Source organism: Paenibacillus thailandensis, assembly GCF_042685365.1.
Classification (GTDB): Bacteria; Bacillota; Bacilli; order Paenibacillales; family Paenibacillaceae; genus Paenibacillus_AP; species Paenibacillus_AP thailandensis.
In genome coordinates this window covers 77,840-103,735 of record NZ_JBHUMY010000043.1, presented here as the reverse complement: position 1 = coordinate 103,735, position 25,896 = coordinate 77,840, and the positions used below count along the sequence as shown (strand labels likewise).

Sequence of the window (25,896 nt, the reverse complement as noted above, 5' to 3'; positions counted from 1 at the left end):
GCAATAATCACTATGGTATCGCTTACAAGCGGGAGGGTAAACATTTTGGCCATTTCGTTATTTTTGGTCCTTTTGGTCTGCGGTCGGCTTGTAACGGTTGACCGGGCGGCCGACGCCGCCGTAATGGATGTCGAGGGCGATGAGTCCTTGCTTCTCCAAATAGTCCAAGTATCTCCGCGCCGTTACGCGGGCGATGCCGACGCCGTCGGCAACTTCCTCGGCGGAAAGCAGCCGGTTCTGTTTGAGCATGTACGCAAAAATTTGCTTCAACGTTATCGCGTTCAACCCTTTTGGCAGCAAGTGCTGCGCAACCTCAAGGGTCGCTTGTCCGTTCTCTGACCGAGGCGGCAGGAATCCGGCCGGCCCCGAACGGAGGAGGGAATCCAGCTCCGCTTGCGTAAACGGCTCGTTCTTCGCGAAAGATTCGCGATGCAGGCGGTAACGTTGCAGCGTTTCTTGCACCCTCTCAAATTTGAACGGCTTGATAATGTAATCGAACACGCCGCCGCGCATCATCGACTGAATCGTTTCCGGGTCTTTCGCGGCCGTCACCGCGATGACATCGACGGGCGTATCCGCCAATCGCAGCTGCCGGAGCGTTTCGAGCCCGTCCAGGACGGGCATGAAAATATCGAGAAACACCAGATCGGGCGACAACTCCCGCGTGAGCCGAATGCCTTCCGCGCCCGTTCTGGCAATGGCAATAACTTGAAAGTCCTCTACCCGTTCGATAAACATGCGGTTCACTTCTTGCACCATCGGATCGTCTTCGATCAATACGACCCGAATTGTAGGCTTATTCGCCGCTGTCACTGTCAGTTCCGCCTCCCATTGGAAAAATAATCATAAACGAGGTTCCTTGTCCCGGCGACGATTCGCAGCGCAATTCCCCGTTCCCCTTCTGCACGATGCGATGAACCAAATGCAAGCCGACGCCGCGATTATCCGACCCCTTCGTGGAATAGCCTTGCTCCAGCATTTTCGCTTTCGTCTCCTCCGTCATGCCGCAGCCGTTGTCTTCCACGAGGACGGACAACACTTCGTCGTCTTGTTCGACGCTGACATAAACCTCTTTCCGTTCCCGTTCCGCCGACTGCAGGGCGTCAAAAGCGTTTTCGATCAAATTGCCGAAAATAACGACGAAATCGTGGTGGTCAAGAAGCGGCGGAAACCGTTTGAATTCGCTTCTGCGGTCCAATTCCACCTCGATTCCGAGCTCCTTTCCGCGGCTTACTTTGCTAAGGAGCAGTCCTGCGATGCTGTCATGGCCAATATGCTCCTGCAAAAAACGCGTAAGCTCCTCTTGCCGTTCCGACACGTCAAACACGTACTCGAGCGCTCGTTCTTTGTTGTCGAGCTGGATCAGGCCGGCTATCGTATGCAGTTTGTTCATATGCTCGTGATTTTGTACGCGGAGGGCGTCGACGAACGCCCGCACACCCGTCAATTCTTCGGCGATGCGGGCGACCTCCGTCCGGTCTTGGAAAATGGCGACCGCCCCCAGCGTCTGCTCTCCGTCCCGAATCGGAATCCGGTTGCTCCAGATGAGCGCATTGCCGACCCGAATCTCTTGATTGTAGATCGGGCCTCCTTTCTCCAGCACTTCCGGAAGACGGGTATCCGGCAGTACGTCGCGAATGGGGCGCCCGACGCAATCGCCCTCGATGCCGAATATCCGCTTGGCCCGCTCGTTGAAGATCGTGATCGTCTCGTTCATATCGACGGCTACGACCCCTTCGTGCATCGCTTCGAAAGCGGCGTTCCGCTCGCGGTACATGCGCGCGATCTCGTGCGGCTCCATATTAAACATTTGCCGTTTAATGTGGCGCGCCAATTGCCAGGAGCCCATCATGCCGAAGGCTAACGACAGCAGGATCGTCACGGCGGCAAACCGCCATTGCTCCGCGATCGTTGCGCCGAGCGAAGGGAGCAGCTGGCCGACAACGACAACGCCGACCTGCTGGTGCTCTTCGTTTGTCACGGGCATATACGCCCGGACGGCCGTCCCCGATTCTCCAACCGCTTTCGAAATGTACGTATGCTCCGCAAACGCCGCATCGGCATCCGCATCGTCGAACGGTTGTCCGATACGTGACCATATCGGATGAGACAGCCGCGTACGGTTCATATCCAACACGACGACGTAGCTGACGCCGTGGATCATACGAATGTTGTCGGCCACAGGAGCGATTTGCTTCCATCCATCCGGAGCGGCAATATATTGCTGCACCGTAGGCAAATTCGCCACTGTGCGGGCGGTGAGCATGACGCGGCGGCCGATCTCGTCTTCTTTCAGCCGCGTGACGCTGCCGAGCAGTATTATGCCGCCGATCAGCAAGGAGAACAGCACAAGGCCGAACGACAGAACCGTCATTTTCCAGCGAATCGGCATAGGTGGAAGCCGCATCCCGTCCCCTCCGTCCATCTCGGTTTACGTTTTTATTAGTATTGTGAAATAATACTCGTAAAATAGCAATGAGGAGGGGGACGCTTGAAAACCATTTACGCAACGGCCCTTTTCGTTTTGTTCGGCCTTGCGGTCGCCGTGCCGATCGGCTTTCCGCCGAAATTTTCGGCTGCTTTGCCGTTTGACGGCGAACAAACGGGACTCAAAGATCGGGTGGTCATTAAATTCAGCCACGTCGTCGCCGAGAATACGCCGAAAGGGTTGGCCGCCGCGCATTTCGCCCGGCTTGTGAAAGAAAAAACGGACGACCGCGTGGAAGTGCAAGTGTTTCCGAACGGGATGCTTTATTCCGAGAACACGGAAGCGGAGGCGCTGAAGCGGGGCGATATTCAATGATCGCTCCGTCGTTTTCGAATATGTCGAATATCGATCCGGCTTGGCTTGTTATGGACCTTCCGTTTGCTTTCGCGAACCAGGCGGCGATCGACGAGGCGCTCGGCGGGACGATCGGCGAAGCGCTGTTTGAGACGCTCGGACGTCACGGGATGCAAGGTATCGCTTTTTGGAGCAACGGCTTTAAGCAGATGACGAGCAACCGCAATCCGCTTGTCCGGCCGGAAGACTTTCGCGGCCAGACGTTCCGGATTTTGCCGAGCGACGTGCTTTCGGGCCAATTCGCCGCGCTCGGGGCGGAGACGGTCAATATCCCGTTCAATGAATTGTACTCCAGCCTGCAAAACGGCGTCGTGGACGGGCAAGAGAATACGATGACGAACATATTCACGAAGCGGCTCTATATGGCGCAGGACTATATGACTGTCAGCAATCACGGATATTTGGGCTATGCCGTGGTCGTAAACAAGCCGTTCTGGGACAAGCTGCCGGACGATTTGCGCAATGCCGTAACGGAAGCGATGGAGGAGACGACCGAGTGGATGAAGCGGGAGACGGAGTCGATGAATGAACGGCAGTTCGAGCAAATCCGCGCCTCCGGCGCGATCGAAATTCACGAGCTGTCCGCCGAAGAGCGCGCGAAGTGGATGGAGCAATTAAGGCCGCTGTACGACCGATACCGGAATGAGATCGGGAGCGGGCTGATCGAGCAAGTTGAGCGGCTGCAAGGGAAATACGAACGGCAGCCGCTTGAAACCAAAATGACCAAAACGAACAGTATGACCGAATGATTGTTTGGAAGCGGTTTCTTTTTTACAATGGGGTCACCTTAAAGGCTACACCTACCTTTACGAAAGCGAGGGTGACCCCTTGAAAATCAATTTTCGCAATTTGACCGTACAGGTCGTTATCGCTATTATCCTTGGCATCTTAGTCGGGCACTTCTTCCCAACAACCGGGGAAAAGTTGAAAGTGTTGGGCGACGTATTTATCAAGCTCATCAAAATGGTGATCGCTCCGATCGTTTTCTTCACCGTCGTCAACGGCATCGCCGGCATGGGCGATATGAAGAAGGTCGGCCGGATCGGCGGGAAAGCGCTGCTTTACTTTGAAATCGTTACCACCGTCGCGCTTGCGATCGGGCTGATCGTGGTGAACCTGGTAAAACCGGGCGCCGGGATCGATATGAACAGCGCGCAAGGGGATGTGTCGCAATATACGGAGGCGGCCGAAGAATCGAGCCACGGAATCGTGGACTTTCTCGTAGGCATCGTGCCGGACAATGTCGTCGCGGCGATGGCTTCTGGAGAATTGCTGCCGGTTCTCGTCTTTGCGGTGTTGTTCGGTGTCTCTTTAACGGCGATGGGGAAAAACGCCAAACCGGTAATCGATTTGTTCGATAAATTGACGCAAGCGTTTTTCGGCATTGTGAATATTATCATGAAAGTTTCCCCGATCGCGGCGTTTGGAGCCATGTCGTATACAATCGGCAAATTCGGCATCGGATCGCTGTTCTCACTCGGCAAGCTGATGGGCTCCGTTTACATTACGATGGCGCTGTTCATCTTTGTCGTGTTAGGAGCGATTGCGAAATTTTACGGATTCAGCATCGTTTCGTTTATCCGTTACATTAAAGAAGAAATTTTGCTCGTCCTCGGCACCTCCTCCTCGGAATCGGCGCTGCCGCGGATGATGGATAAGCTGGAGAAGTACGGCTGCTCGAAGCCGGTCGTCGGCTTGGTCGTTCCGACCGGATATTCGTTCAACCTGGACGGCACCTCCATCTACCTGTCGATGGCCGCCATGTTCGTAGCGCAAGCGGCGGGGGTGGACATGACTATTTGGCAGCAGCTGACGTTGCTCGGCGTGCTCATGCTCACGTCGAAAGGGGCTGCCGGGGTGACCGGTTCCGGCTTCATTACGCTAGCCGCCACGTTGTCGGCGTTTCCGTCGATTCCCGTGGCCGGCATGGCGCTCCTGCTTGGCGTAGACCGCTTTATGTCGGAAGCGCGCGCCATCACGAACTTGATCGGCAACGGCGTCGCTACCGTCGTCGTCGCCAAGATGGAAGGCGAATTCGCGCCGCAAGGACGCGAAGCAGGGGCTGAAGGTAACCAAGGAGCGGAAGGAACGCATACGGACCAGACCGCCCTTGGCAAACATGCGGTGGAAGCAAACGGATAGAGAACTTGAAACGGCCGTTTCCCTTTTGGGGGAAGCGGCCGTTTTTTTGTGCCTGCGGCTGGCTGTTCGGCTTAAAAAACTTTCACTAAAAGCGGTCTCGGCTGCTTTGAAAGGCTTCGATAGAAGTTAAATTTCATGCTATACTCAGGTTATCTTTGGAAAATTTTCATACTGAGAGGAATTATTTATGCAAGAGATACAAGGAAGGCTGATGACCGTCGATACATTAGCCGAAGATTTGCGCCGGCTTGGCGTCAGCCCCGGCATGACTTTAATTGTACATTCATCCTTCAAGTCGCTCGGCAGCTGGGTGCTGGGCGGTCCGGCAGCCGTCATCCTGGCGCTGGAGCAGGCGCTTGGTCCGGAAGGGACGCTCGTCATGCCGACGCATTCGAGCGACTTGTGCGATCCGGCCGGATGGCGCAATCCGCCGGTCAATCCGGCGTGGTGGGACGAAATCCGCGAGCAGATGCCGCCTTACGACCCGTCGTTGACGCCGACCCGGATGATGGGGGTGATACCGGAATGCTTCCGCAAGCAGGACGGCGTGATGCGAAGCCGGCACCCGATGCAGTCCTTTGCCGCTTGGGGCAAACATGCCGAGCGGATAACCGCGGAGCAAAGCTACGATTACAGCATGGGCGAGCAATCGCCGCTTGCGCGCGTGTACGAGCTGGACGGACGGGTGCTGCTTCTCGGCGTCGGCAACGCCAACAATACGTCGCTGCATTTGGCGGAGGTCCGGGCGAATTATGCGGGGAAACGGGAGATGACCGCCAGGTCGCCGATCCGGAAGGACGGCGGGAGCTGCTGGCTAAGCTATACGGAGCTCGAATACGACTCGGACGATTTCGAGCGTCTCGGCGAGCAGTTCGAGAAGGAGGCGGGGCTCGTGACGCGGGGCAAAATCGGGGACGCGGAATCGCTTCTTATTCCGCAGCGGGCGATTGTCGATTACGCGGTCAAGTGGCTGGAGGGAAACCGGAAAGGATAGCGTAAAAAGCGAGCTATTCTCCCGGCCTGTACGGTATAATGGTGAACAAACCACACTAGCCGTACCGTATAAAGGAGACCGAAATTCGATGTCAAAAGCAGACTTTGCATACACCATTGCCGATGCGCAGCTTGACGATCTGCCGTCCATCGTCGCGATATATAACTCGACCGTTGCCGGAAGAATGGTGACGGCCGATCTTGAGCCGGTAACCGTCGCCAGCCGCGAGCGCTGGTTCCATGAACATTCGCCGGATTTCCGGCCGCTGTGGGTCATGAAGGACGGAGCCGGAACGATTATCGCTTGGCTTAGCTTCCAATCGTTTTACGGCCGGCCCGCGTATAACGCGACGGCGGAGCTTAGCATCTATATCGACGAAGCGTACCGCGGACAAGGCCTTGGCGGCATCCTGATCCGCAAGGCGATCGAGGAAAGCCCTCGAATCGGCGTCCGTACGCTGCTCGGCTTCGTGTTCGGGCATAACGAGCCAAGCCTGAAGCTGCTCGCCAAGCACGGGTTCGAGCGATGGGCGCATCTGCCGCGCGTGGCGGAGCTCGACGGAGTCGAGCGCGATCTTGTGATCCTTGGGAGAAGAGTAGAGTAGTAGGAGGGAACTCCTTGAAAAAAACGTTGCTGCAAGCCGCGCTTGCCGGCATCGCCGCAGTGGTGCTGCAAATTGCCTTGCAGGCCGCATACGGCATGTATATGACGGCGGCATACGTACCCGATATCGTCAATGCATACGAGGCGGTCGATTATTTGGAGCATAAAACCTCGTTCGGGCTCATTGCGGAGCCTTCTTCCATCTTGGGCGCGGCAATGCAGCCGCTGACGGCGTTCGCGGCCGGCGCGCTATTGTTTATTGCATGCAAAAGCCTATATACCCGTATGAAAAGGCGGGGCAAGTAAATATACATCATCCGTGCGCCTTGGAACGCCGGAGACGTTAGCGGGAGGCAGGAGGATCGGATGAACGACAAAGCGCTGCAAGTGTCCGCGTCCGGCGGGCCGGAAGAGCCGCAGGGAGGCAAGCCTCGCTGGCCGTGGCTTCAGCTGTGGATCCGTCCGCGCGCCATGACGCGGTATTATTTAAACCGGCCTTATTCGGAGGAACGGATTCTGGCGTTTGCCCTTATCGCAGGCGTCATTTCCGTCATTACGCGGCCGACGCAAGGAGCGTTAACCGAATTTTCATGGATATCCTGGTGCGGTCTGCTCATCGGCTCGGCGGTCGTCGGGGCCGCCGGCGGATTGCTCGGCATGTATTTGTTCGGCTATCTGCTGACCAAAGCCGGCGGGTGGCTTGACGGCTACGGCGAGAGTAAGCATGTCAGGACGGCGCTCCTCGCGGGGTCCTGCATTCCGGGCATTCTGACGGGAATATTGTGGCTGCCGAAGGTTGTGCTGCTTGGAAAGTACGTCTTTTATGAACAGCCTCTTCAATATGCGGCAAGCGGCGGGCTGAGCGCTTTTCTGGCCGTCTATTCGGCCGTAGAATGGATCGTTTCGGTTTGGGCGCTGGTCGTGCTGGTCAAGGCGCTTGCCGAAGCGCATGAATTTTCCGCATGGAGATCGCTTGGCGCGTTTATTATCGCTTTGGTTCTTTTCCTGCTTATTTTGATCGTGCCGATCGGCATTTTGATTGTCATTTTTGCGGGGATAGCGGGCATCATGGGATAGCGGCCGGATTGCGCGGACGGACCCTTCGGATTCTGCCGAAGGGTCCGTCGTTTTTTTATCGGAATCGCCAAAACTTGTACAAGCGGATGTGGTAAAATAAAGCGAAATACAGCCGCCCATCTGAAAGGAGATAACTATGAGCAAGTATTGGAGCCCGCTTGCGGCGTCGCTTGTCCCGTACGTTCCCGGGGAGCAGCCGAAAGATAAAAAATATATTAAGCTGAACACGAACGAAAACCCGTACCCGCCTTCCCCGAAGGTGCTGGAAGCGATACGGGAGGCCGCGAACGCGGATTTGCGCTTGTATCCCGACCCGACCTGCGACGCCCTTGTACGCAAAATCGCCGATTATTACGGCGTGCGCCCGGAGCAAGTATTCGTGGGCAACGGCTCGGACGAAGTGCTGGCCTTTGCTTTCGGCGCATTTTTCGACCCGGCGGATCCGATTCTGTTCCCGGACATTACGTACAGCTTTTATAAAGTGTATGCAGAGTTTTTTGGCCTGAAGGCGGAGCTTATTCCGCTGGACGAGCGTTTCGAGGTGCCTTTCGAGCTGTTCGACCGCGAGAACGGCGGGATCGTGCTGCCGAATCCGAACGCCCCGACGGCGATTCTGGCGCCGCTGGACGCGTTCCGGGGGCTGCTGGCCCGCAACCCGGACCATGTCGTGATGATCGACGAGGCGTACATCGATTTCGGCGGGCAATCGGCCGTCGAGCTGGTGAAGGAGTTTCCGAACGCGCTGGTCGTGCAGACGTTGTCGAAATCTCGTTCGCTTGCGGGAATCCGCGTCGGCTTTGCGATCGGCAGCGAGGAGCTGATCGAAGGCCTGAACCGCGTCAAAAATTCGTTCAACTCCTATACGCTGGACCGCGTGGCGCTCGCCGCCGCCATCGCATCCTTCGACGACGAGGTTTATTTCCGCACGACGACGGAGCGCGTTATTCTGACGAGGGAAGCAGCCAGCGACAAGCTGCGGCAGATGGGCTTCGAGGTGACGGATTCCCGCGCCAACTTCGTCTTTATTTCGCACCCGGCCATTGCGGCGAAGACGCTGTTCGAGCAGCTCCGCGAAAAAGGCATTCTGGTCCGCTACTTCAACCAGCCGCGCATCGATAACCATCTGCGGGTGTCGATCGGCACGGACGAGGAAATGGACGCATTCCTGACAGCCTTGCAGGAGATCGTGGCGGCCCGCCGCTAGCCGTTCATGGAAGGCCGTAAATCGTATTATCGGGCGACCTGCCGCGTGCTGCTGCTTGCCGCCGCGGGAGCGGCGGCAAGCGGCTTGACGGCGGCGGGAGCCGCCGTCAGCCCGCTAATCGCCGATCGCATCGGGACGATTGCGTTCCTGCTGGCGATCGGCTGCGCCGTCCTCGCCGCTGGATGGTTTCGCGGCCGATACTGGTATTATCCCGTGTTCGTGCCGGTGCTGTGGGTACCGTTATCGGTGCTGGCTTTGCGGCTATTGGCTTTTGTCTCCGGCGGCTTCTCGGAGGCGGGGCATGATGCGATTTATATTTATATCTGGCTATGGAATGCGGCGGCCGTCGCGGCAGGGGCGGTACTCGGCATTTTGGCTCGCGGGCTGATCGGGCTGGTGCGGGCTTTGGAGCGAAACCGTTAGCAAGCCGGAGGACGGAACGGAAGAGCATCCGGAGCCCGTAAGCAAGATAAGTCGGATGGCGAAACCAAAAATGAACAAACATAAGTCTATCCGCCGGGATAGGCTTTTTTAATTGCTTGTCGGCCGGGATTAGGCGCGGATTTCCGCATTTGACAATAAGCCGATTGGCGGTTAACATAGACAGAACGTCCTAACTAACGTTCGTTAGGAGTGCAAATGGCCAGTGTATGAAAGGAGGGATCGGGCGATGAACGATCAGCCGCCATCGACAGCGGACCGGATTAAAGCCGCGGCGTTGTCGTTGTTTTTGGATTCGGGTTATAACGGCACGTCGTTATCGGATATTGCCAAAGCGGTAGGGATTAAGACCCCGTCGATCTACGCGCATTTCGAATCGAAGGATCAGCTGTTTCAGCAGCTGTTCGCCGACGTCATCATGGAGGACCTCGCGAAGTTCAAGGCGATGCAGCGCAAGCTGAACGGGGCGGGACCCGTCGCCAAGCTGCGCGGCGCGTTCGACTATTATGTGGAGAGCGACGAGCTGTCGGCGGGCCAAACTTTTTTGAGGCAGACCTTTTTGCTTCCGCCCCGGCACTTGCGCGCGGCGCTGCGGGAGAAATTTTTGCAATATGAAAACGAAATTAACGGCATCCTATTAGCCTTCTACCGCGAAGGCGTCGATCTCGGGTATTTCCGTCCGGACACCGAGGAGCAGATGATCGCCTTATTTTATGCGGGGTCGGACGGGCTGCTTGTGGAGAGGCAAATCTATGACGAAGAGCTGTTGAACAGCCGAAAGAAAGAAGTATGGAACGCTATCTTGCAGCTGTTTGCGACAGACAAAGGGAAAGGACAGATTGAATAATGGCTTGGATTTATCTTTTATTGGCGGGTGCGCTTGAGGTCGGCTGGACGTTCGGGCTGAAATATTCGGAAGGGTTCACGAAGCTTGGACCGAGCGCGGCGACCGTTATTTTGCTTATTGCAAGCTTTGCGTTGTTCGCCAAATCGATGCAGGTGCTGGAAATCGGCGTAGCTTACGCGATGTTTACCGGCATGGGGACGGTCGGCACCGTCATCGCGGGCATGATCTTATTGGATGAACCGGCGGAGTTCTGGCGGTTGTTCTTCACCTTTCTATTGATCGTAGGCATCATCGGGCTGAAGCTTGTGGCCGGACATGATGACTCAGAGAAACAGAGCGGCGGGACTGAAGCGGCGAAGTCCGCCCGTGCCGGCGCGGCGAACGGAAAGGGGGCGTAAACGATGGCGTGGCTGTTCTTAGTATTATCGGGCTTGGGCGAAGTCGGCTTCGTCACCTCGATGAAGCTTTCCGACGGCTTTCGCCGCTGGAAAGGGACGGCTGGAGCGGTGGCGTCCGGCTTCGTCAGCTTCTATTGCTTGTCGCTCGCCATCCGCGACATTCCGATCAGCACCGCCTACGGCATTTGGACGGGGATCGGTTCGATCGGCAGCGTGCTGCTGGGAATGTTTTTCTTCAAAGAGTCGAAGGATTGGCGCAAGCTTATCTTCGTGGCGATGATCATCGTCGGCGTCATCGGCTTGAAGGTCGTAAGCGGCGTATAGCGGCTGCTTGGCGGTCCGGTTTTAAATCCTTGCATCTTTGCTCCGGCTCTCCCTGTTCCAATGCGGCCAACGGGCATATCGTCCCGACCGTTCCAAATAATGGACCTTCTCGAAGCGGCGGCAGCCGTTTACATGCGGACATCTCTAGCATTACAATGAATGCATCAATGAAGAGAGCTGGGAGGCGGGACGGCTATGGACGAAACGACAATCGGCAGCTTTGTACAACTGGCGGAACGGCATCTGCTGCCCGCGCTTGATCTGGTCAGCATCGACCCGGGCGACCCCGTTCGAGTATTGGAAGCGCCGGAAGGCTTTCAATTGCTTGGTGCGGGCAATTATGCCGCCGTGTTTACGCACCGGGATTATAGCGAGCTGGTCATCAAAGTCTATGCCCCTGGGCGGGGAGGCTGGGAAGACGAACGCGAAGTGTACGGGAGGCTGGGACGGCACCCCGCCTATTCGGCTTGTTACGCCGCAGGCGAGAAGGAAGGGCTTCGGTATCTCGTCTTGAAGCGGCTGCGGGGCAAGACGATGTATCAATGCATGCTCGACGGAGAACCGATTCCGGAGAGCGTCATCGAGGATATCGACGAGGCGCTCGATTACGCCCGAGGCAGAGGGCTGCATCCGCACGACGTTCACGGCAAAAACGTCATGGTTTCCGGCGGTAAGGGGCTGGTGGTGGACGTATCCGATTTTCTGAAAACGGAGCCCTGCATGATGTGGGACGACTTGAAGCGGGCGTACGAGCGAATCTATGTCCCGTTTATGGGCAACCGTCCGTTTCCGGTGCCGGAATGGGTCATGAACGGCGTGCGCAAAGGCTACCGCTGGATCCGCCAAGCGGCGCTGGACGGCAGGTCGTCCTGAAACGGCATGCCCTAAGCGTGGGCTGGATCCGCTCGAACGGAGCATTAGCAAGTTCTTAACGAGTAGCTTTAGCGGCGAAAAATAAACCGGCGCATCCCATCGGCCTTCGACGGGGGCGCCGGTTTTTTGATCTCATAATCGGAATTTATAAAATTCCGAAGGGATCAACAACCTCGATATAGGTTGTTGACGTACGGGCGGATAAAGCTTCGCGTGTTATGCCCGTATGCGCTGCGAGCGCCGCGTGACGGTTACCGACCGGCTCTTGCTCATGGTTCGCGTTCTAAATCCTGGAGGCACATCAGATTAAATGTAAAATTACATCTAGTTTCGATCATTTTTACGTTTTAAGCATGTTTAGCTGCAATAGTACAGGTAATATTCGTCGATTCCGGTTATATGGGCCGTTAGATAATACGGTAAATGTAGATTTGCATTTAAAGAGATGGATCGCAGCTTTTTAAAAAATTTTAACTGCATAATCGCAGTTAAATTGATTGGAACTTTGAGCTCGCCGCTTTCAAGCTGTCTACCGCGCTCGTCGCGCCACGCCCCGGGCGCTCCGCGTCAAGCGCTGCCGCGCACCAACAGCCCTCGCCCCGGGCGCACAGCACCGCGCCCCGGGCGCACAGCACCGCGCCCCGGGCGCACAGCACGCGCCACGCCGCATGGTACGCGCCATGCGGCGCTACGCCGCACCGTGTCGGCGGCGCAGGCCCCCTGGCGCGCCGCGCTAGCTGCCGCCGGCGGCTCCGCCGGCCGCGGCGGCGATGCCGCGCGATTGCCGGTGCAGCTCGGCGTAATAACCGCCGCGCTTCATCAGGACGTCGTGCGGCCCTTCCTCGGCGATAACGCCGCCCTGCATCACGATGATCCGGTCGGCGTGCTGGATGGTCGACAGCCGGTGGGCGATGACGATCGTCGTCCGGCCTTGCGAGACATAGTTCAGCGCCCGCTGGATCATCTGCTCCGAATGGGAGTCGAGATGCGCGGTCGCTTCGTCCAGGATCAAGATTTTCGGCTGGAAAATCAATATCCGCGCAAACGCGATCAGCTGCCGCTCTCCGGCCGACAGCCCGGAGCCGCGCTCGGACAGCTTCGCGTCGTAGCCGCTTTTCAGCCGCTGAATCATCGGGTGCGCGCCGACCAGCTTGCAGGCCCGGATGACGTCCTCGCGCGGCACATCCTCGCGGAACAGGCGCACGTTGTCCAGTATCGTGCCCGAATAGAGGAACGGCTCCTGCTGGACGAGGCCGACGATATGGTGCAGCGAATCGAGCGGCAGCTTGCGGATATCGACGCCGTCGATTTCGACGCTGCCTTTGTTGACGTCGTAGAAGCGGGTCAGCAGATTGACAAGCGAGCTTTTGCCCGCCCCGGTCGTGCCGACGATGCCTATAAATTCCCCCGGTTTAATATGCAGGTCCAGCCCGTGCAGCACCTCGAGGTCGTCGACGTAAGAGAACCGGATCCGGTTGAAGTCGACTTTGCCCTGAACGCGGTCGGGATCCAGCTCTTTCGCTTCCTCCGGCTGCGGGTCGCGGACGGCGGGCTGCACGGAGAATATCCGCCACAGCCGCTCCGCGGAAACAAGCGTCGACTGCAGCGTGTTCCACTGCTGCGTAATTGCGTTGATAGGCTGGAAGAACAGCCGGATATAGTTGATGAAGGCGTACAGAATCCCGAAGTCGAGCTTTCGGCCAAGCACCGCCATTCCGCCCAGCCAGACGACCAATGCGACGGAGATGCTGCCGAGCATGTCGAAGGTCCGGTTAAACGAGACGGTCGCCCGCACCTCGCGCAAATTTTCTTTTAAATATTGTGCGTTGCGCTCCGTGAATTGGCGCGTCTGCTCCTTTTCCTGATGAAAGGCTTGAATGAGGCTCATGCCCGACAAGTTTTCCGCCGTAAAGGCGATGAGCCGGGACAGCTGCGCCCGCGCCCGCTGGTAGGAGGAGCGGAGCAGCTTGCGGAACGCGATCGAGATGCCGAATATGACCGGAAACAGCAGCAGGCAATACGACGCGAGCGTGGCGTCGAGCGAGAACATAAAGCAGACGACCAGAACGAGCATCAAGCCGTCGCGTACAAGGCTGACCAACACCTGGGTAAAAAACTGGCTGATCGTCTCCGTGTCGCTCGATTCGTTCGTGACGAGGCTGCCGATCGGATGCCGGTCGAAGAACGACATCGATTGGCTTGATATATGATGGAACAGATCTTTCCGCAACTGCGCGACGATGCCTTGGCCGGCCCGCTGCAGCAAATTCGCCTGCACGAAGGTAAAGACGAAGCTGAGGACGGCGAGCAGCAGGAAGGAGCCTCCGATCCAGACCAGCGTCCGGAAGCCCTCCGGTCCGGCAAGCACGTTCTCGTCGATGGCGATTTTGATGAGATAAGGCTGAAGCAAGTCGGCCGAGATGGCGAGAAACGAACAAAGAAAAACGAGCAGAAACGTGCGCCGGTGCGGCTTCGCGTACGCGAGCAAAGCGCGCAGCGCCTTGCCGCGGTCCACGTTGCCGGTCTCCGCGGGGCCGTCGTTCCTCTTGCTTTCATCCGTGCGGATCGTCTTCATTCCAGAGCACCTTCTTCCTGAATGGCGTGGAGCGACGCGTAATAGCCGCCCTTCTGGAGCAGCTCCTCATGCGTGCCGGACTCCGCGATGCCCCCGTTCTCCAGCACGATGATCCGGTCGGCGTGGCGCACCGCGCTGATGCGGTGGGCGATGACGATGTTGGTCATTCCTTTGCGCGCGCTGCGCAAATTGGCGAGAATACGGGATTCGGTAACCGTATCGACCGCACTGACGCTGTCGTCGAGAATGAGCAGCGGCGCTTTCTTGACGATGCCCCGGGCAAGGCTGGTGCGCTGGCGCTGTCCGCCGGACAACGTCAAGCCGCGCTCGCCGAGCTTCGTCAGGAACCGGTCGGGGAAGCCCTGGATATTGGCGTGGATATCGGCCAGCTTCGCCGCTTCTTCGACGGCCGCGTCCTCCGCCTGGCGGTTGAAGAAGGCGATGTTGTCGCGAATCGTCGTGCTGAACAGGAAGCCGTCCTGCGGCACGTAGCCGATCCGCTCCCGCAAGCTTTCGACGGTCAGATCGAGGACGTCGATTCCGTTCAACCGGACCGTGCCGGCGGGCGGGTCGTACACGCGGAGCAGCAGCTTGACGAGCGTCGTTTTGCCGCTGCCCGTCTTGCCTACGATGCCAAGCGTCTGGCCCGCCGGCAGCTCGATATCAATGTCGCGCAGCACTTCGTGATCCGAATCCGGATAGGCAAACGTAAGCCCGCGAATGCTTAAGGAGACGGGCGCCCGTTCCGCAAGGACAACCGCGTCCTCCGCTTCCCGGATGTCCGGCTGAACGTCGAGCAAGGCGTTCAGCCTTTCGAGCGACGCCCGCGACCGCTGAATCATATTAATGATATTACCGATCTGCTGCAGCGGGTTTATAATCATCCGGAGATAAAGCGTCAACGCGACGAAGCCGCCCAGCGACAGCTGACCGTGGATCGTAAGGTATCCGCCGTACAGGATGGCGATGACAAGAGACAGCGCTCCCGTGAAAGGAAGCGCCGATTGAAACAGCGAGGAGGAGCGCACGAGCTTGAGCTGGTTGGCGCGGATGCGGTCGACCGTTTCTCCGAAACGGCTGCGCGCCACTTCCTCGGCCGCGAACGTTTTCGTGACGCGGATGCCGCCGAACTGCTCCTCGGCGGATGCGGTCATCGAGGCGAGCGCTTCTTGCACGGCGGCCGACTTGCGGCGGATGCGCGGGCCGAAATAGACGACAAGCAGCGGTATGGCGAGCAGCGGAAGCACGCATACGGCCACAAGATAAAGCGGGATGCTGCTGAACGACATCATGGCGACGACCGAGACGAGCAGCACGGAGGCGTTCGTCATTTGATTCAGGCCGTTGGCGATCGATTCCCGCACGGCCGTCACGTCGTTCATGAAATAACTCAGCAGCTTCCCGCCGCCGTTTTTGGAGAAATAGTGCTCGCTTAACCCGGTGAAATGGCCGAACAGCTTCTGCCGCGCTTTAAATTCGAACATCCGCCCGAGCCGGTGGTTAATGAGCTGTCCGCCGCCGAACAGAACCCCGTAGCCGATCCCGATCGCCAGCAGCATAAGGCTGTACTGCTGAACCGCTCCGGCGCTAAGCCCGTTCCGGTGCAGATCGTCGGTGAACCGTCCGAGCACGCCCGGAAACAGGGCGTTGACGACGTTGCCCGCGGCGACAAGCGCCACGCCGGCCGCGTACAGCGGCGCATGGCTGAACAAATGCGAGCGCAATAGCGTGCTTCCTGAACTACCTGAATTACCTGTACTACTTGTACTACTTGTACTACTTGTACTACTTGTACTACCCTCCAAGCTACTCACATCCTTTTTTTTGACCAAATTATACCACGCGCGGCGAAATTTGTGGATGCGTTTTCATACGGTAAAAAAGCATCCGTTTCGCGGGAAACGATTTTTCCCGCATTCGGATGCTTTTCGAAGCTAATGCTCCTTATCGAATTGCTCGAGCAGCTCTTTGGCCCGCTCTTCGTTTTTTCGCAGCACGTGCAGCCGCTTCAAATTGCCGTCCGTCGTAATTTTCGCCTTTAATCCATTCGCTTTCAAATGCGCTTCCAGCCGGTCGATCAGTTCCGCTCTCGTGCCTCCTTCTGTCCGCAGTGCCGTCCATCTGTTAAAAAGACCCATGCGCAACACGCCTCCTGCCGGTACGGTTTGTTTTTGTCATCCCGGTTTTATTTGTATTCCGGTATATGCCGCCCTCATGACAGCTTTGACGATAAAAACATTCATGAATTTCCTGTGAAGGATCACGTCGGCTATTTGTTGGAGACGCGGCCTAATGGTAGACTTGAGAAGATGGCCGCATCGGGCCGCTTAAGGCATGGCTTATTTTTTCGAACCCCATTGTCCTTGAATAAGGAAGACGAACTTGTTTTCTTCATAAAACACAAAGGAGTTGTTGCACATGGCAAGCATAACGGGCATACAAGATACCGTCCGGCTCCATAACGGCGTACATATGCCTTGGGTAGGGCTCGGCGTCTGGCAGACGCCGGAAGGCAAGCAAGTGGAGCAAGCCGTTCTTCATGCGATCGGGGCCGGTTACCGCTCCATCGATACAGCTACCTTATATGAGAACGAGGAAGGCGTGGGCCGCGCCGTACGGGAGTCCGGCGTCAAGCGCGACGAACTGTTCGTAACGACCAAGGTGTGGAATGCCGACCAAGGCTACGAGAACACGCTGCGGGCGTTCGAGGACAGCAGAAGACGTCTAAAGCTCGACGTGATCGACCTTTATTTGGTGCACTGGCCGGTGGCGGGAAAATACATCGAAACGTACCGCGCTTTGGAGAAGCTGTATAAAGACGGCTATGTCCGGGCTATCGGCGTCAGCAATTTTATGGTCCCGCATCTGGAAAACCTGCTTGCGCAAGCGGAAATCAAGCCGATGGTCAACCAGGTCGAATTCCATCCGCGCCTTACCCAGCCGGAGCTGCAAAGCTTCTGCAAGGAGCAGGGCATTCAGCTGGAGGCTTGGAGCCCGCTCATGCAAGGGCATCTGGATATTCCGCTGCTGCAGGAGCTCGCGGCCAAATACGGAAAATCGCCGGCGCAAATCGTTCTCCGCTGGGATTTGCAGAAAGGTATCGTTACGATTCCGAAGTCGGTCCGCAAGGAGCGGATCGAAGAGAACGCCAACCTGTTCGATTTCGAGCTGTCGGATGCGGACGTAGCTGAAATCGACGCGCTCAACGAAGGCAAGCGCTTTGGCCGGGATCCGTTTACGTTCTGGTCGACTTCCGCATAATCGGAGGCAAAGCTTCGCATAATAAAAGGGCGCCCAGGCTATTGACAGCAGGAACTGTAATTGATAATATTACAGTATAAAGCAGGGGGGCCGTCGATTGAACAGCGAATTTACAATTGCCGTCCATAGTTTAGTTTATTTGGCTTACTTGCCTGAACGAATGGCGAGCAGCGATATGATCGCCGACAACGTCGGCACGCATTCCGCCCGCGTTCGGAAAGTGCTCAGCGCCCTGCGCAAAGCCGGTTACGTCGAGACGCGCGAAGGGGCGGGAGGCGGTTATCGCCTGACCATCGACCCGAATGCCGTGACGCTCGGCGACATTTACCGGGTGATGTCGCAAGGATCCTTGATGCCTGGCTGGTGTTCCGGCGATCCGTCGATGGATTGCGTCGTCGGCTCCAATATGAAGGAAGTGATGAACGGCATTTTCTGCACGGCGGAGAAGCAGCTCGAGAATCATTTCCGGGGCATTACGATTCAGGATGTGCTGGCGCAAATTCAGGCATGCGATAGCAAATAAGCGCGTGCTTTACGTATGGTGAGACGGGGATTTCCCTAATCATAGAGACTTTATGGAGAGGATGATTCAAGATGGCAGTAGCACTGACGAAAGAAAACTTTGCGCAATCCGTTGAGAACGGCGTGTCTCTTGTCGATTTCTGGGCGCCTTGGTGCGGCCCTTGCAAAATGCAGCTTCCGATTATCGAGGAGCTTTCGACCGAGCTGGAAGGCAAGGCTACGATCGCGAAGATCAACGTTGACGAGCAACCTGAGCTTGCTTCGCAATTCGGCGTTATGAGCATTCCTACGCTCATTCTGTTCAAAGACGGCCAGCCTGTCGACAAAATGGTCGGCGTGCAAAGCAAAGACGCCCTCAAAGCTAAAATTTCGAACCAGCTGTAAGCTTAAGCTCCGGTTCGACGCACAGCAAAGCGGTCTATCCGTAAAGGATGGGCCGCTTTTTTTATTCTCGCCAAGATGATTTCCTGACCTTGCGGCGATTGTTGTGCAACATTTCCCATCAATCCCCGTTCTTATGGATAGAACATATCCTAACCATATTGAGGGAGGGTCAAGGTATGAAGTCTAAACAACGCTTAGCCGTTTTATCCGCCGCGGCCGTTCTTGTAAACGCTCTCGTGCTGCCGGCAGCCGTTCACGCCGATGTAAACGAAGAAGCGGCTGTCGTATCGTCTGCGCCCGATGCTGCGGCCGCCGAGTCCGACGCAGCCGCCGGATCGTCCGGCGCCGCGGAGGGAGCCCCCGCCGAAGACGAGCCGCAAGGCGATATGGTCATGCCGAAGGAAGAAGCGGAAGAGATGGCGAGAAAGCTGGCACAAATTCCGGAGGATTACGCGCTGCGGAATGCGGGCTACGGCGACGAGCTGCTGGCGAACGGCAAGCGGGCCGTATGGGAGCTTTATTTTGTCCGGGAACAAAACAACAAAACGAATGCCTCCGTCTCGGTCCGCCTGAATGCCGATAACGGGAAGCTGCTGTCCTTCGACGCCTGGGACGACGATCCGAACGAAAAGCCGTCGTACCCGCTGAAAGTGGAGCGGGAAGAAGCGAAAGAAATCGCGCTTGCGTATATTGAGCGAATGGCGCCGGAATACGCGGAGGAAATCGTCTTCAACGAAGACTACGGCGCTCAGCTTCTTCCGCCTCTTACGGGAGAGGTAAGGCATACGCTCCGGTTCGACCGGACGGTGAACGGAATCCTTTTTATGGATAACGGGATTACGGTCGAGGTGGACAGCGAAGGTTATGTCGTGAGCTGCAGCGTGGATTGGGATGAAACGATCGTGTTCCCGAAAGTCGAAACGAAGCTTGAGGCGTATGATGCGATGGCCAAGCTCACGGCGATCGCGAAGCCGGAGCTTGTGTACATGCTTCCTTACGAGGCTGCCGACAAATCCAAGCCGATTCTTGGGTTTGTCATGGAAAGCGCGGCCATCGACGCCGTAACCGGCGAGCCGATTCAGGAGGGTGCCGCGGGAGAGACGGTGGCGTCCGAGCCGGTATCGCCGGAGAAGCTTGGCGAACGTGCGGAAGGGGCGGCTATGACGGAGGCGCAAGCGAAGCAAAAGGTCGAGGAGCTGTTCGGTCTTCCTGCGGCGGCGGAGCTGACCGATTCGAGCTATAACGAATATGTCGACGACTATACCGGCCGGAAGAGGACCGCTTGGAATTTGTATTGGACGGTCAAGGAAGGCGGCAAAGAGATTCGGGAATATCACGCCAGCGTGGACAGCGGATCCGGCACGGTATACAGCTACTACAGCTATAATTCCAACGATTCGGACGAGGAAGACGCAAAGCCGAAGGTATCTTACGAGAAAGCCAAGTCGCTCGCTGCGGATGCGGTCAAGAAGCTGCTTCCGTGGGCTGCCGATTCGTTGTATCTCGTTTCGAATTCCCGGTATGAAGCCGATGAGGACGGCGAGTTCCGGTCGTATCCCGTTTCGTTCAAGCATAAAGTAAACGGCGCAACCGTAAGCTACGACGAAGTAACGGTCCGAATCGACGCGCAGACCGGAGAAGTGACGAGCTTCGACGCCGTTCTTGCGGACGTCGATTACGGCAGCGGACTGCCTGAAGTGATATCGGACAATATCGCGCTGGGCAAATGGCTAGGATATTACCGGACCGTGCTAACGTACGACTTGGCCCGTCAATACTTGTTGGATGGACAGCCGATTTCGGATCAAAAATACAAGGTTATGGCTGCGGCCGGCGAATGGACCGGCGATCGCGTGGAGCGGAGGACCGAGGCGAAGCTCGTTTACCGGCTTATCGCCCGCCCGCTTGACGAATCGGTGTTTCTGAGCGCGGAAACGGGCGAATGGATCAATAGCTCTACCGGCGAGGTAACGCAGCTGAATAAGCCGAAGGCGGACGATATTGAAGGCCATTGGGCCGAAAACGAGCTTTCGTTGATGGTCGCCTACAAGGCGTTAGACTTGAAGGACGGCAACGTCCGCCCGAACGAGACGATAACGCGCGGCGAGCTGATCAAGATGCTTGTATTGGCGATGAACGAAGGCCATATGCCCTATGAGTTTTCGAAGGGCGAAGCCGGGGTATCCGCTTCTTTTGCCGACGTAGCCGCCGATTCGGGATTTTACAAGTATGTCGAAACGGCGCTGGCGGAAAATCTGATCGATATCGGGGACGGCTCCTTTAATCCGGAGGGCAAGGTGAACCGGGAGGAAATGGCGGAGCTGATCGTCCGGGCGCTCGGCTATAACCCGCTGGCCAATTACGAAGGGTTGTTCCGGACGACGTTCAGCGACAGCGCGTCGGTCGAGCGGAAAGGCCAGGCCGCCATCGTTGTAGGGCTTGGCATTATGAGCCTCAACGACGGCAAGTTCGAACCGGACCGGCTCGTGACAAGGGCGGAGGCGGCAGCCGCGTTTTTCCGCTACTTGCAAGTAAGGGCGGATTTGAAGGAAGCGCCGCTGCGGGATTAAGGCCGGCGATAGGGGACGTTTTGCCGGATGAAGAGAATAGGGATAGCCGCTCTATGCAGCACATTTGCCGTCTTGATCGCGAATTTCTTGAACGATGTCCATCAATTTAATAAGGAACAGAAGAGATTAGGGGAGCAGTATGTGTTTTTTTCGGGACCTATTCCGATTCATTGAAGATTAGGCTCGAAAGGAACGGGATTTCTTACACGATTAATCCAGAAGGTCAATTGATGATCAATCGAAAAGATCAGGATAAGGCCGTGGCTTGCTGCACGTAAGCAACAACCGCTGCTCGGCCTCTATAAGCGCTACGAACGGAAAAGAGTCCAATCGACGCACGAATGCGTCGATTGGACTTGTTTTATTATGGCAATGTCTCGCACCGACATCGGGGTATGCCTTCGCCGGGGGAGATTAATCCGTTTTTTTCTTTTTGCCGAAGTTGGTAACCGATTTGGCGTCCTCGACCGTATCGTTCACGAACGCCATGTCCTGGTTTTTCGCTTTCATATGGGTCGTGCCTTTATAGTTGCCTGCGCGGTTTTTGTTCTCCATGCGAACAACTTCACCTCCCTGCTTTCGGTAGTATGTCCTGCCGCCGGCAGGACATACGGAACCAAGCGGGCGAGACGTAAGGCACGGCATTTGTATGGCCCTTTTCCCGCACCGCGCGAAGCTCCCGGCGCGGTGCTCGGCGTCGCATGACGGCGGTCGACCACAGGCGCTTACAGCAGGCCGGACTGCTTCACTTCCTCGAAGAAACGGTGGAATTGCGGAATATTCAGCTGCTGCGCCGCGTCGGACAACGCCTCCGCAGGGTTCGGATGCACTTCGACCATGACGCCGTCCGCGCCGGCGGCAAGCGCCGCTTTGGCGCACGGCGCCATAATTTCCTTGCGGCCGGTGGAGTGCGTGACGTCGACGAGCACCGGCAGATGCGTCTCCTGCTTCAGAATCGGCACGGCGGAGATGTCGAGCGTGTTGCGCGTCGCCTTCTCGTACGTCCGGATGCCGCGCTCGATCAGCATGATTCGGCTGTTGCCCTTGGAGGCGATATACTCGGCGGCATAGATGAACTCCTCGATGGTCGCGGCAAGTCCGCGTTTAAGGAGAATCGGGACGTTCGCCTGTCCCGCGGCTTTCAGCAGCTCGAAGTTTTGCATATTGCGCGCGCCGATCTGGATGACGTCGACATAATCGCAAGCGAGCTCGATATGGGCCGGATCTACGATTTCGCTGACGATGCGAAGGCCGAATTCGTCCGCGGCTTCCTTCAATATTTTCAAGCCCTCCACGCCGAGGCCCTGGAATTCGTAAGGCGACGTGCGCGGCTTGAACGCGCCGCCGCGCATGACCGTAATGCCGGCCTGCTTCAGGGCGGCGGCCACCTCACGAACCTGCTCGCGGCTTTCGACCGAGCAAGGCCCGGCGATCAGGAGCGGCTTGCCGCTGCCGATTTCGGTTTCCCCAAGCGCGATGACGGTGTCGGTTTGCTTCGATTTCCGGCTGACGAGCAGCGGTTTTTTTGGCGCTGCGGCCTGCGCGGCCACCGCCGCCTGAACCTGCTTGATACGGCGCAGGGCCGCCTCCTGTACGGAAGATTCGGCTTGCTGCAGCAGGGCGGCCCGGTCTTCCAGAAGCCGAAGCAGGCGGGCGTCCAGTTCCGACAGTTGTTCGTTGATTTGCTGTGCGGTTGCAGTATTCATCGTATATACGCTCCTTTTAGGTTAAAGTCGATTCGGTCTTCCGTTATGCCGAATGTATAACGCCCGAAGGCGGACAAACGCGGTACGCGGGCTGCGGCAAACGCAAAAAAGCTCCACATCCGCAAGGGACGTGGAGCCGTGGTACCACCCTTATTAGAAACGGCCGCTCCGGGCGGGCCCGCAGCAATGCCATCGATCATCCGTTTCTCACTTTCGGCCCTTCTAACGCGGGGCATGCGGGTCACCCTACAGGAAGCCGTCTTAAGCCGGCTGTCGTTCAGGCTCCGGCTCGGGAATGAACTTCGGCGGGCTGTTCGACCGGGCGCTCTCAGTCGGTGGCGCTCCTTCTCTGTATGGAACAGATGTCCGCGTACTCTTTCCGTCATTGCCTTTAAGCTATGATTAGAATGTATTGTATGCTCTTAACGCCGAGAATGCAAGCCCCGACTTTAAGACTTGGGATGCGCCTTTTGTAAAAGCGTCATAAGTTCGTCGCGTCAGGACGATGTTACAGACCGAGCTCGGAAAGGCCGGGATGATCGTCGGGACGGCGTCCGAGCGGCCAATGGAATTTACGCTCGGATTCTTGAATCGGCATATCGTTGATCGACGCGAAGCGCCGCATCATCAGTCCGTCGGCGTCGAATTCCCAATTTTCGTTTCCGTAGGAACGGAACCATTGTCCGCTGTCGTCATGCCATTCGTAGGCGAATCTTACCGCGATCCGATTGTCGGCGAACGCCCAAAGCTCCTTAATAAGCCGATAGTCCAGTTCCTTAGCCCATTTCCGGGTCAAAAAAGCTTCGATTTCCGCTCGGCCGACGGGAAACTCGACGCGATTCCGCCAGCGGCTGTCCTGCGTATAAACCAGCGCTACGCGCTGCGGGTCCCTGCTGTTCCAGCCATCCTCAGCCATTCTAACCTTCGCGGCCGCGGTTTCATGCGTGAACGGGGGTACTAGAGCCGTCATAGGATCACTCCTTCATACAATTTGTTCTAGTGTATACCGATTGGTCTAGAAGTGCAACGCTTTTCGATATTCCCGCGAGCCTTCTTTGCTATTGCATCGCTAGACCGGTCTGTCTATACTGTAACAACCGGACTATAATTAAGGAGCGGATTTTCGAAAATGATCGGGAACGCCGAGTTTACTCCTATCGGGAGTGGTGGCAGCTTATGACGCGTACGGTTTTTGAAAAAGCCGATGTCATCCCGCTGGTCGCGGAGGTTTTTCGCGAGCTTGGCTATGAAGGGGCGACCATGAGCAAAATTACCGCAAGAACCGGTCTGTCCAAAGGAAGCCTTTATCATTTTTTTCCCGGCGGGAAAGAGGAAATGGCTGCCGAGATCGTGGCGGACGTCGAAAGGTGGTTTGCGAAGCGCGTATTTGAACCGCTGGAGCGGGACGATCCCAAGGAGGCCATCGCGGTTATGTGGCGTGAGGTCGATGCGTATTTTCGGTCGGGCCAACGAATCTGCCTGATTGGCGCATTCGCGCTCGATGAGACGAGAGACCGCTTCGCCGCGGCGATAAGCCGCTATTTCCGAAGATGGGTGGATGCGCTGCAGGACGCTCTCGTTCGTGCCGGCGTGCCGCGCGGGACGGCCGCCAAGCTGGCGGAGGAGTCGGTAGCCGGGATTCAGGGAGGGTTGCTGCTCGCGAGGGGGCTCCATGACGAATCGGTCTTCGCCCGGACGCTTGCCGGGCTCGAGGAGCGGGTATCGTCCTATCTGCCTAAGCCGGGCCGTTGACGGTTCCGACCGCCGAGCTTTGACTTTAAAACAGGAAAAAAAGAGATCGCCGGAATCGAGTCCGGTGATCCATCAAAAAGAATAAGGAGGAGACTGCTCCCGAATCCAATATATGACTTGTGATGTAAATTAAGAACGATTCGGCTCTAGATGGGCCTTGTCTGCTTTCCTTGCGGGTAACGTTCGAGTATAATGGCAAAAGAATTGTTGTGATAAGGAGCTGTTATTTTTATGCCACTTTCTTGTGGAATCGTCGGCCTTCCGAACGTCGGCAAGTCGACTTTATTTAATGCGATAACGCAGGCGGGCGCCGAATCCGCCAACTATCCGTTCTGCACGATCGACCCGAACGTCGGCGTCGTGGAGGTGCCGGACCCGAGACTGGACAAGCTGACCGAGCTGGTAACGCCGAACCGCACGGTTCCGACCGCTTTCGAATTCGTGGATATCGCCGGCCTTGTTGCCGGAGCGAGCAAAGGCGAAGGGCTCGGGAACAAGTTTCTGGCGCACATCCGGGAAGTGGACGCCATCGTCCACGTCGTGCGCTGCTTCCAGGACGAGAACATTACGCACGTGTCGGGCAAGGTGGATCCGCTGAGCGATATTCAGACGATCAACCTGGAGCTTATTCTCGCGGATATCGACTCGGTCGAGAAGCGCATCGAGCGCTCCCGCAAAAACATGAAGAGCGGCGACAAAAAATACGCGCAGGAAGTCGAAGTGCTGGAACGGATCAAAGAAGCGCTGTATAACGACAAGCCTGCCCGCAGCGTGGAGCTGAGCGAAGAGGAGAAGCTCCTCGTCCGCGATTTGCATCTGCTTACGATGAAGCCGGTGCTGTATGCCGCCAATGTTAGCGAGTCGGAAGCCGCGGACGCTTCGGGCAACCCTTACGTAAAACTCGTTCAGGAGTTTGCGGCGGCGGAAGGGGCCGAGGTCGTGCCGATCAGCGCCAGGGTGGAGTCTGAAATCGCCGAGCTGGAAGGCGAAGACAAAGCGATGTTCCTGGAGGAGCTGGGGCTCTCCGAATCCGGCTTGAACCGCCTCATCCGCGCGGCCTACAAGCTGCTTGGCCTTTATACGTATTTCACGGCCGGGGTGCAGGAGGTTCGCGCTTGGACCATCCGCAAAGGGATGAAAGCCCCGCAAGCGGCGGGCGTCATCCACAGCGACTTCGAGCGCGGGTTTATCCGGGCCGAAGTCGTATCGTACGAGGATCTCGTGGCGGCGGGCTCGATGAACGCGGCGCGCGAGAAAGGACAGCTGCGGCTGGAAGGCAAGGATTACGTCGTGCAGGACGGGGACGTCATGCACTTCCGCTTTAACGTATAACGAACGGACGGGGCTTTCGTATCGAGAACGAAAAGCCCCGTTTTCTCAT

General features: G+C 57.1%; 25 protein-coding genes and 1 pseudogene. 18 read left to right on the top strand and 8 right to left on the bottom strand.

Annotated features, from left to right (window positions below):
* Positions 1–57: 57 nt before the first annotated feature.
* On the bottom strand, positions 58–813 hold the full coding sequence (locus ACFSW5_RS24730) for a response regulator (RefSeq protein WP_379279502.1): 756 nt from the start codon (positions 811–813) through the stop codon (positions 58–60).
* Complete coding sequence (locus ACFSW5_RS24725) at positions 797–2,407, bottom strand: ATP-binding protein (protein ID WP_379279499.1); 1,611 nt, start codon at positions 2,405–2,407, stop codon at positions 797–799. Before ACFSW5_RS24725 ends, ACFSW5_RS24730 begins: the two co-directional genes overlap by 17 nt.
* 138 nt (positions 2,408–2,545) lie before the next feature.
* Between ACFSW5_RS24725 and ACFSW5_RS24720 the strand changes: the two are divergent.
* From ACFSW5_RS24720 to ACFSW5_RS24665, 12 genes and pseudogenes are all read left to right on the top strand, one after another.
* Positions 2,546–3,591: pseudogene (locus tag ACFSW5_RS24720) on the top strand (DctP family TRAP transporter solute-binding subunit).
* Positions 3,592–3,670: 79 nt separating this feature from the next.
* On the top strand, positions 3,671–4,984 hold the full coding sequence (locus tag ACFSW5_RS24715; RefSeq protein WP_379279497.1) for a dicarboxylate/amino acid:cation symporter: 1,314 nt from the start codon (positions 3,671–3,673) through the stop codon (positions 4,982–4,984).
* A gap of 187 nt (positions 4,985–5,171) precedes the next feature.
* Positions 5,172–5,978 carry an aminoglycoside N(3)-acetyltransferase gene (locus tag ACFSW5_RS24710; RefSeq protein WP_379279495.1) on the top strand — a complete coding sequence of 269 codons (807 nt, stop codon included), beginning with the start codon at positions 5,172–5,174 and terminating at the stop codon, positions 5,976–5,978.
* 88 nt (positions 5,979–6,066) lie between these two features.
* Entirely contained in the window at positions 6,067–6,582 is a 516-nt protein-coding gene (locus ACFSW5_RS24705) for a GNAT family N-acetyltransferase (RefSeq protein WP_379279492.1), read from the top strand.
* A gap of 14 nt (positions 6,583–6,596) precedes the next feature.
* A complete protein-coding gene (locus ACFSW5_RS24700; protein WP_379279489.1) occupies positions 6,597–6,887 on the top strand; it encodes a hypothetical protein in 291 nt (96 codons plus the stop codon).
* A gap of 60 nt (positions 6,888–6,947) precedes the next feature.
* Positions 6,948–7,658 (top strand): YIP1 family protein, encoded by a 711-nt coding sequence (locus ACFSW5_RS24695; RefSeq protein ID WP_379279475.1) that lies wholly within the window; start codon positions 6,948–6,950, stop codon positions 7,656–7,658.
* Positions 7,659–7,794: 136 nt separating this feature from the next.
* Complete coding sequence (hisC, locus tag ACFSW5_RS24690; RefSeq protein ID WP_379279472.1) at positions 7,795–8,862, top strand: histidinol-phosphate transaminase; 1,068 nt, start codon at positions 7,795–7,797, stop codon at positions 8,860–8,862.
* A 6-nt stretch (positions 8,863–8,868) separates the two neighbouring features.
* The gene (locus ACFSW5_RS24685) at positions 8,869–9,285 is read left to right on the top strand and encodes a hypothetical protein (protein WP_379279470.1); all 417 of its coding nucleotides are present in this window, start codon (positions 8,869–8,871) and stop codon (positions 9,283–9,285) included.
* A gap of 247 nt (positions 9,286–9,532) precedes the next feature.
* A complete protein-coding gene (locus tag ACFSW5_RS24680) occupies positions 9,533–10,150 on the top strand; it encodes a TetR/AcrR family transcriptional regulator (protein WP_379279468.1) in 618 nt (205 codons plus the stop codon).
* Positions 10,150–10,548: a DMT family transporter gene (locus ACFSW5_RS24675; protein ID WP_379279466.1), complete on the top strand. Its 399-nt coding sequence runs from the start codon at positions 10,150–10,152 to the stop codon at positions 10,546–10,548. The genes ACFSW5_RS24680 and ACFSW5_RS24675 overlap by 1 nt, the downstream gene beginning before the upstream one ends.
* A 3-nt stretch (positions 10,549–10,551) precedes the next feature.
* Positions 10,552–10,872, top strand: coding sequence for a DMT family transporter (locus ACFSW5_RS24670; RefSeq protein ID WP_379279463.1), 321 nt, complete (start codon positions 10,552–10,554; stop codon positions 10,870–10,872).
* A 195-nt stretch (positions 10,873–11,067) separates the two neighbouring features.
* Positions 11,068–11,745 (top strand): serine/threonine protein kinase, encoded by a 678-nt coding sequence (locus ACFSW5_RS24665; RefSeq protein ID WP_379279460.1) that lies wholly within the window; start codon positions 11,068–11,070, stop codon positions 11,743–11,745.
* Between the two features lie 733 nt (positions 11,746–12,478).
* Here ACFSW5_RS24665 and ACFSW5_RS24660 read toward each other — a convergent pair.
* The 3 genes from ACFSW5_RS24660 to ACFSW5_RS24650 all read right to left on the bottom strand — a co-directional run bounded on the left by ACFSW5_RS24660 (position 12,479) and on the right by ACFSW5_RS24650 (position 16,458).
* Complete coding sequence (locus ACFSW5_RS24660) at positions 12,479–14,320, bottom strand: ABC transporter ATP-binding protein (protein ID WP_379279458.1); 1,842 nt, start codon at positions 14,318–14,320, stop codon at positions 12,479–12,481.
* Complete coding sequence (locus ACFSW5_RS24655) at positions 14,317–16,044, bottom strand: ABC transporter ATP-binding protein (protein ID WP_379279455.1); 1,728 nt, start codon at positions 16,042–16,044, stop codon at positions 14,317–14,319. Before ACFSW5_RS24655 ends, ACFSW5_RS24660 begins: the two co-directional genes overlap by 4 nt.
* A 210-nt stretch (positions 16,045–16,254) precedes the next feature.
* Positions 16,255–16,458 (bottom strand): hypothetical protein, encoded by a 204-nt coding sequence (locus ACFSW5_RS24650; protein ID WP_379279451.1) that lies wholly within the window; start codon positions 16,456–16,458, stop codon positions 16,255–16,257.
* A gap of 289 nt (positions 16,459–16,747) precedes the next feature.
* Between ACFSW5_RS24650 and ACFSW5_RS24645 the strand changes: the two genes are divergently transcribed.
* The 4 genes from ACFSW5_RS24645 (at position 16,748) to ACFSW5_RS24630 (ending at position 21,057) form a co-directional block, all read left to right on the top strand.
* On the top strand, positions 16,748–17,581 hold the full coding sequence (locus ACFSW5_RS24645) for an aldo/keto reductase (protein WP_379280218.1): 834 nt from the start codon (positions 16,748–16,750) through the stop codon (positions 17,579–17,581).
* Positions 17,582–17,678: 97 nt separating this feature from the next.
* Positions 17,679–18,104: an RrF2 family transcriptional regulator gene (locus ACFSW5_RS24640; protein WP_379279448.1), complete on the top strand. Its 426-nt coding sequence runs from the start codon at positions 17,679–17,681 to the stop codon at positions 18,102–18,104.
* Between the two features lie 71 nt (positions 18,105–18,175).
* Positions 18,176–18,487, top strand: a complete 312-nt coding sequence (trxA, locus tag ACFSW5_RS24635; protein ID WP_379279446.1) for a thioredoxin — start codon at positions 18,176–18,178, stop codon at positions 18,485–18,487.
* Between the two features lie 176 nt (positions 18,488–18,663).
* On the top strand, positions 18,664–21,057 hold the full coding sequence (locus ACFSW5_RS24630) for a YcdB/YcdC domain-containing protein (protein ID WP_379279443.1): 2,394 nt from the start codon (positions 18,664–18,666) through the stop codon (positions 21,055–21,057).
* 414 nt (positions 21,058–21,471) lie between these two features.
* Here the strand turns inward: ACFSW5_RS24630 and ACFSW5_RS24625 are convergent, their stop codons facing one another.
* The 3 genes from ACFSW5_RS24625 to ACFSW5_RS24615 all read right to left on the bottom strand — a co-directional run bounded on the left by ACFSW5_RS24625 (position 21,472) and on the right by ACFSW5_RS24615 (position 23,733).
* Positions 21,472–21,612, bottom strand: a complete 141-nt coding sequence (locus ACFSW5_RS24625; RefSeq protein WP_379279440.1) for a hypothetical protein — start codon at positions 21,610–21,612, stop codon at positions 21,472–21,474.
* A gap of 170 nt (positions 21,613–21,782) precedes the next feature.
* Entirely contained in the window at positions 21,783–22,763 is a 981-nt protein-coding gene (locus ACFSW5_RS24620) for a bifunctional 3-deoxy-7-phosphoheptulonate synthase/chorismate mutase (RefSeq protein WP_379279438.1), read from the bottom strand.
* Positions 22,764–23,271: 508 nt separating this feature from the next.
* Complete coding sequence (locus ACFSW5_RS24615; RefSeq protein ID WP_379279434.1) at positions 23,272–23,733, bottom strand: nuclear transport factor 2 family protein; 462 nt, start codon at positions 23,731–23,733, stop codon at positions 23,272–23,274.
* Positions 23,734–23,939: 206 nt separating this feature from the next.
* Here ACFSW5_RS24615 and ACFSW5_RS24610 point away from each other — a divergent pair, with 206 nt between their 5' ends.
* Positions 23,940–24,515: a TetR/AcrR family transcriptional regulator gene (locus tag ACFSW5_RS24610; RefSeq protein ID WP_379279432.1), complete on the top strand. Its 576-nt coding sequence runs from the start codon at positions 23,940–23,942 to the stop codon at positions 24,513–24,515.
* Positions 24,516–24,746: 231 nt separating this feature from the next.
* Positions 24,747–25,847, top strand: coding sequence for a redox-regulated ATPase YchF (gene ychF / locus ACFSW5_RS24605; protein WP_379279428.1), 1,101 nt, complete (start codon positions 24,747–24,749; stop codon positions 25,845–25,847).
* Positions 25,848–25,896 lie beyond the last annotated feature (49 nt).

Coding starts and splice junctions, on each gene's coding strand:
- ACFSW5_RS24725 (WP_379279499.1), bottom strand. CDS start 2,407: ATGCGGCTTCCACCTATGCCGATTCGCTGGAAAATGACGGTTCTGTCG.
- ACFSW5_RS24710 (WP_379279495.1), top strand. CDS start 5,172: ATGCAAGAGATACAAGGAAGGCTGATGACCGTCGATACATTAGCCGAA.
- ACFSW5_RS24705 (WP_379279492.1), top strand. CDS start 6,067: ATGTCAAAAGCAGACTTTGCATACACCATTGCCGATGCGCAGCTTGAC.
- ACFSW5_RS24695 (WP_379279475.1), top strand. CDS start 6,948: ATGAACGACAAAGCGCTGCAAGTGTCCGCGTCCGGCGGGCCGGAAGAG.
- hisC (WP_379279472.1), top strand. CDS start 7,795: ATGAGCAAGTATTGGAGCCCGCTTGCGGCGTCGCTTGTCCCGTACGTT.
- ACFSW5_RS24685 (WP_379279470.1), top strand. CDS start 8,869: ATGGAAGGCCGTAAATCGTATTATCGGGCGACCTGCCGCGTGCTGCTG.
- ACFSW5_RS24680 (WP_379279468.1), top strand. CDS start 9,533: ATGAACGATCAGCCGCCATCGACAGCGGACCGGATTAAAGCCGCGGCG.
- ACFSW5_RS24675 (WP_379279466.1), top strand. CDS start 10,150: ATGGCTTGGATTTATCTTTTATTGGCGGGTGCGCTTGAGGTCGGCTGG.
- ACFSW5_RS24670 (WP_379279463.1), top strand. CDS start 10,552: ATGGCGTGGCTGTTCTTAGTATTATCGGGCTTGGGCGAAGTCGGCTTC.
- ACFSW5_RS24665 (WP_379279460.1), top strand. CDS start 11,068: ATGGACGAAACGACAATCGGCAGCTTTGTACAACTGGCGGAACGGCAT.
- ACFSW5_RS24660 (WP_379279458.1), bottom strand. CDS start 14,320: ATGAAGACGATCCGCACGGATGAAAGCAAGAGGAACGACGGCCCCGCG.
- ACFSW5_RS24650 (WP_379279451.1), bottom strand. CDS start 16,458: ATGGGTCTTTTTAACAGATGGACGGCACTGCGGACAGAAGGAGGCACG.
- trxA (WP_379279446.1), top strand. CDS start 18,176: ATGGCAGTAGCACTGACGAAAGAAAACTTTGCGCAATCCGTTGAGAAC.
- ACFSW5_RS24630 (WP_379279443.1), top strand. CDS start 18,664: ATGAAGTCTAAACAACGCTTAGCCGTTTTATCCGCCGCGGCCGTTCTT.
- ACFSW5_RS24625 (WP_379279440.1), bottom strand. CDS start 21,612: ATGGAGAACAAAAACCGCGCAGGCAACTATAAAGGCACGACCCATATG.
- ACFSW5_RS24620 (WP_379279438.1), bottom strand. CDS start 22,763: ATGAATACTGCAACCGCACAGCAAATCAACGAACAACTGTCGGAACTG.
- ACFSW5_RS24615 (WP_379279434.1), bottom strand. CDS start 23,733: ATGACGGCTCTAGTACCCCCGTTCACGCATGAAACCGCGGCCGCGAAG.
- ACFSW5_RS24610 (WP_379279432.1), top strand. CDS start 23,940: ATGACGCGTACGGTTTTTGAAAAAGCCGATGTCATCCCGCTGGTCGCG.
- ychF (WP_379279428.1), top strand. CDS start 24,747: ATGCCACTTTCTTGTGGAATCGTCGGCCTTCCGAACGTCGGCAAGTCG.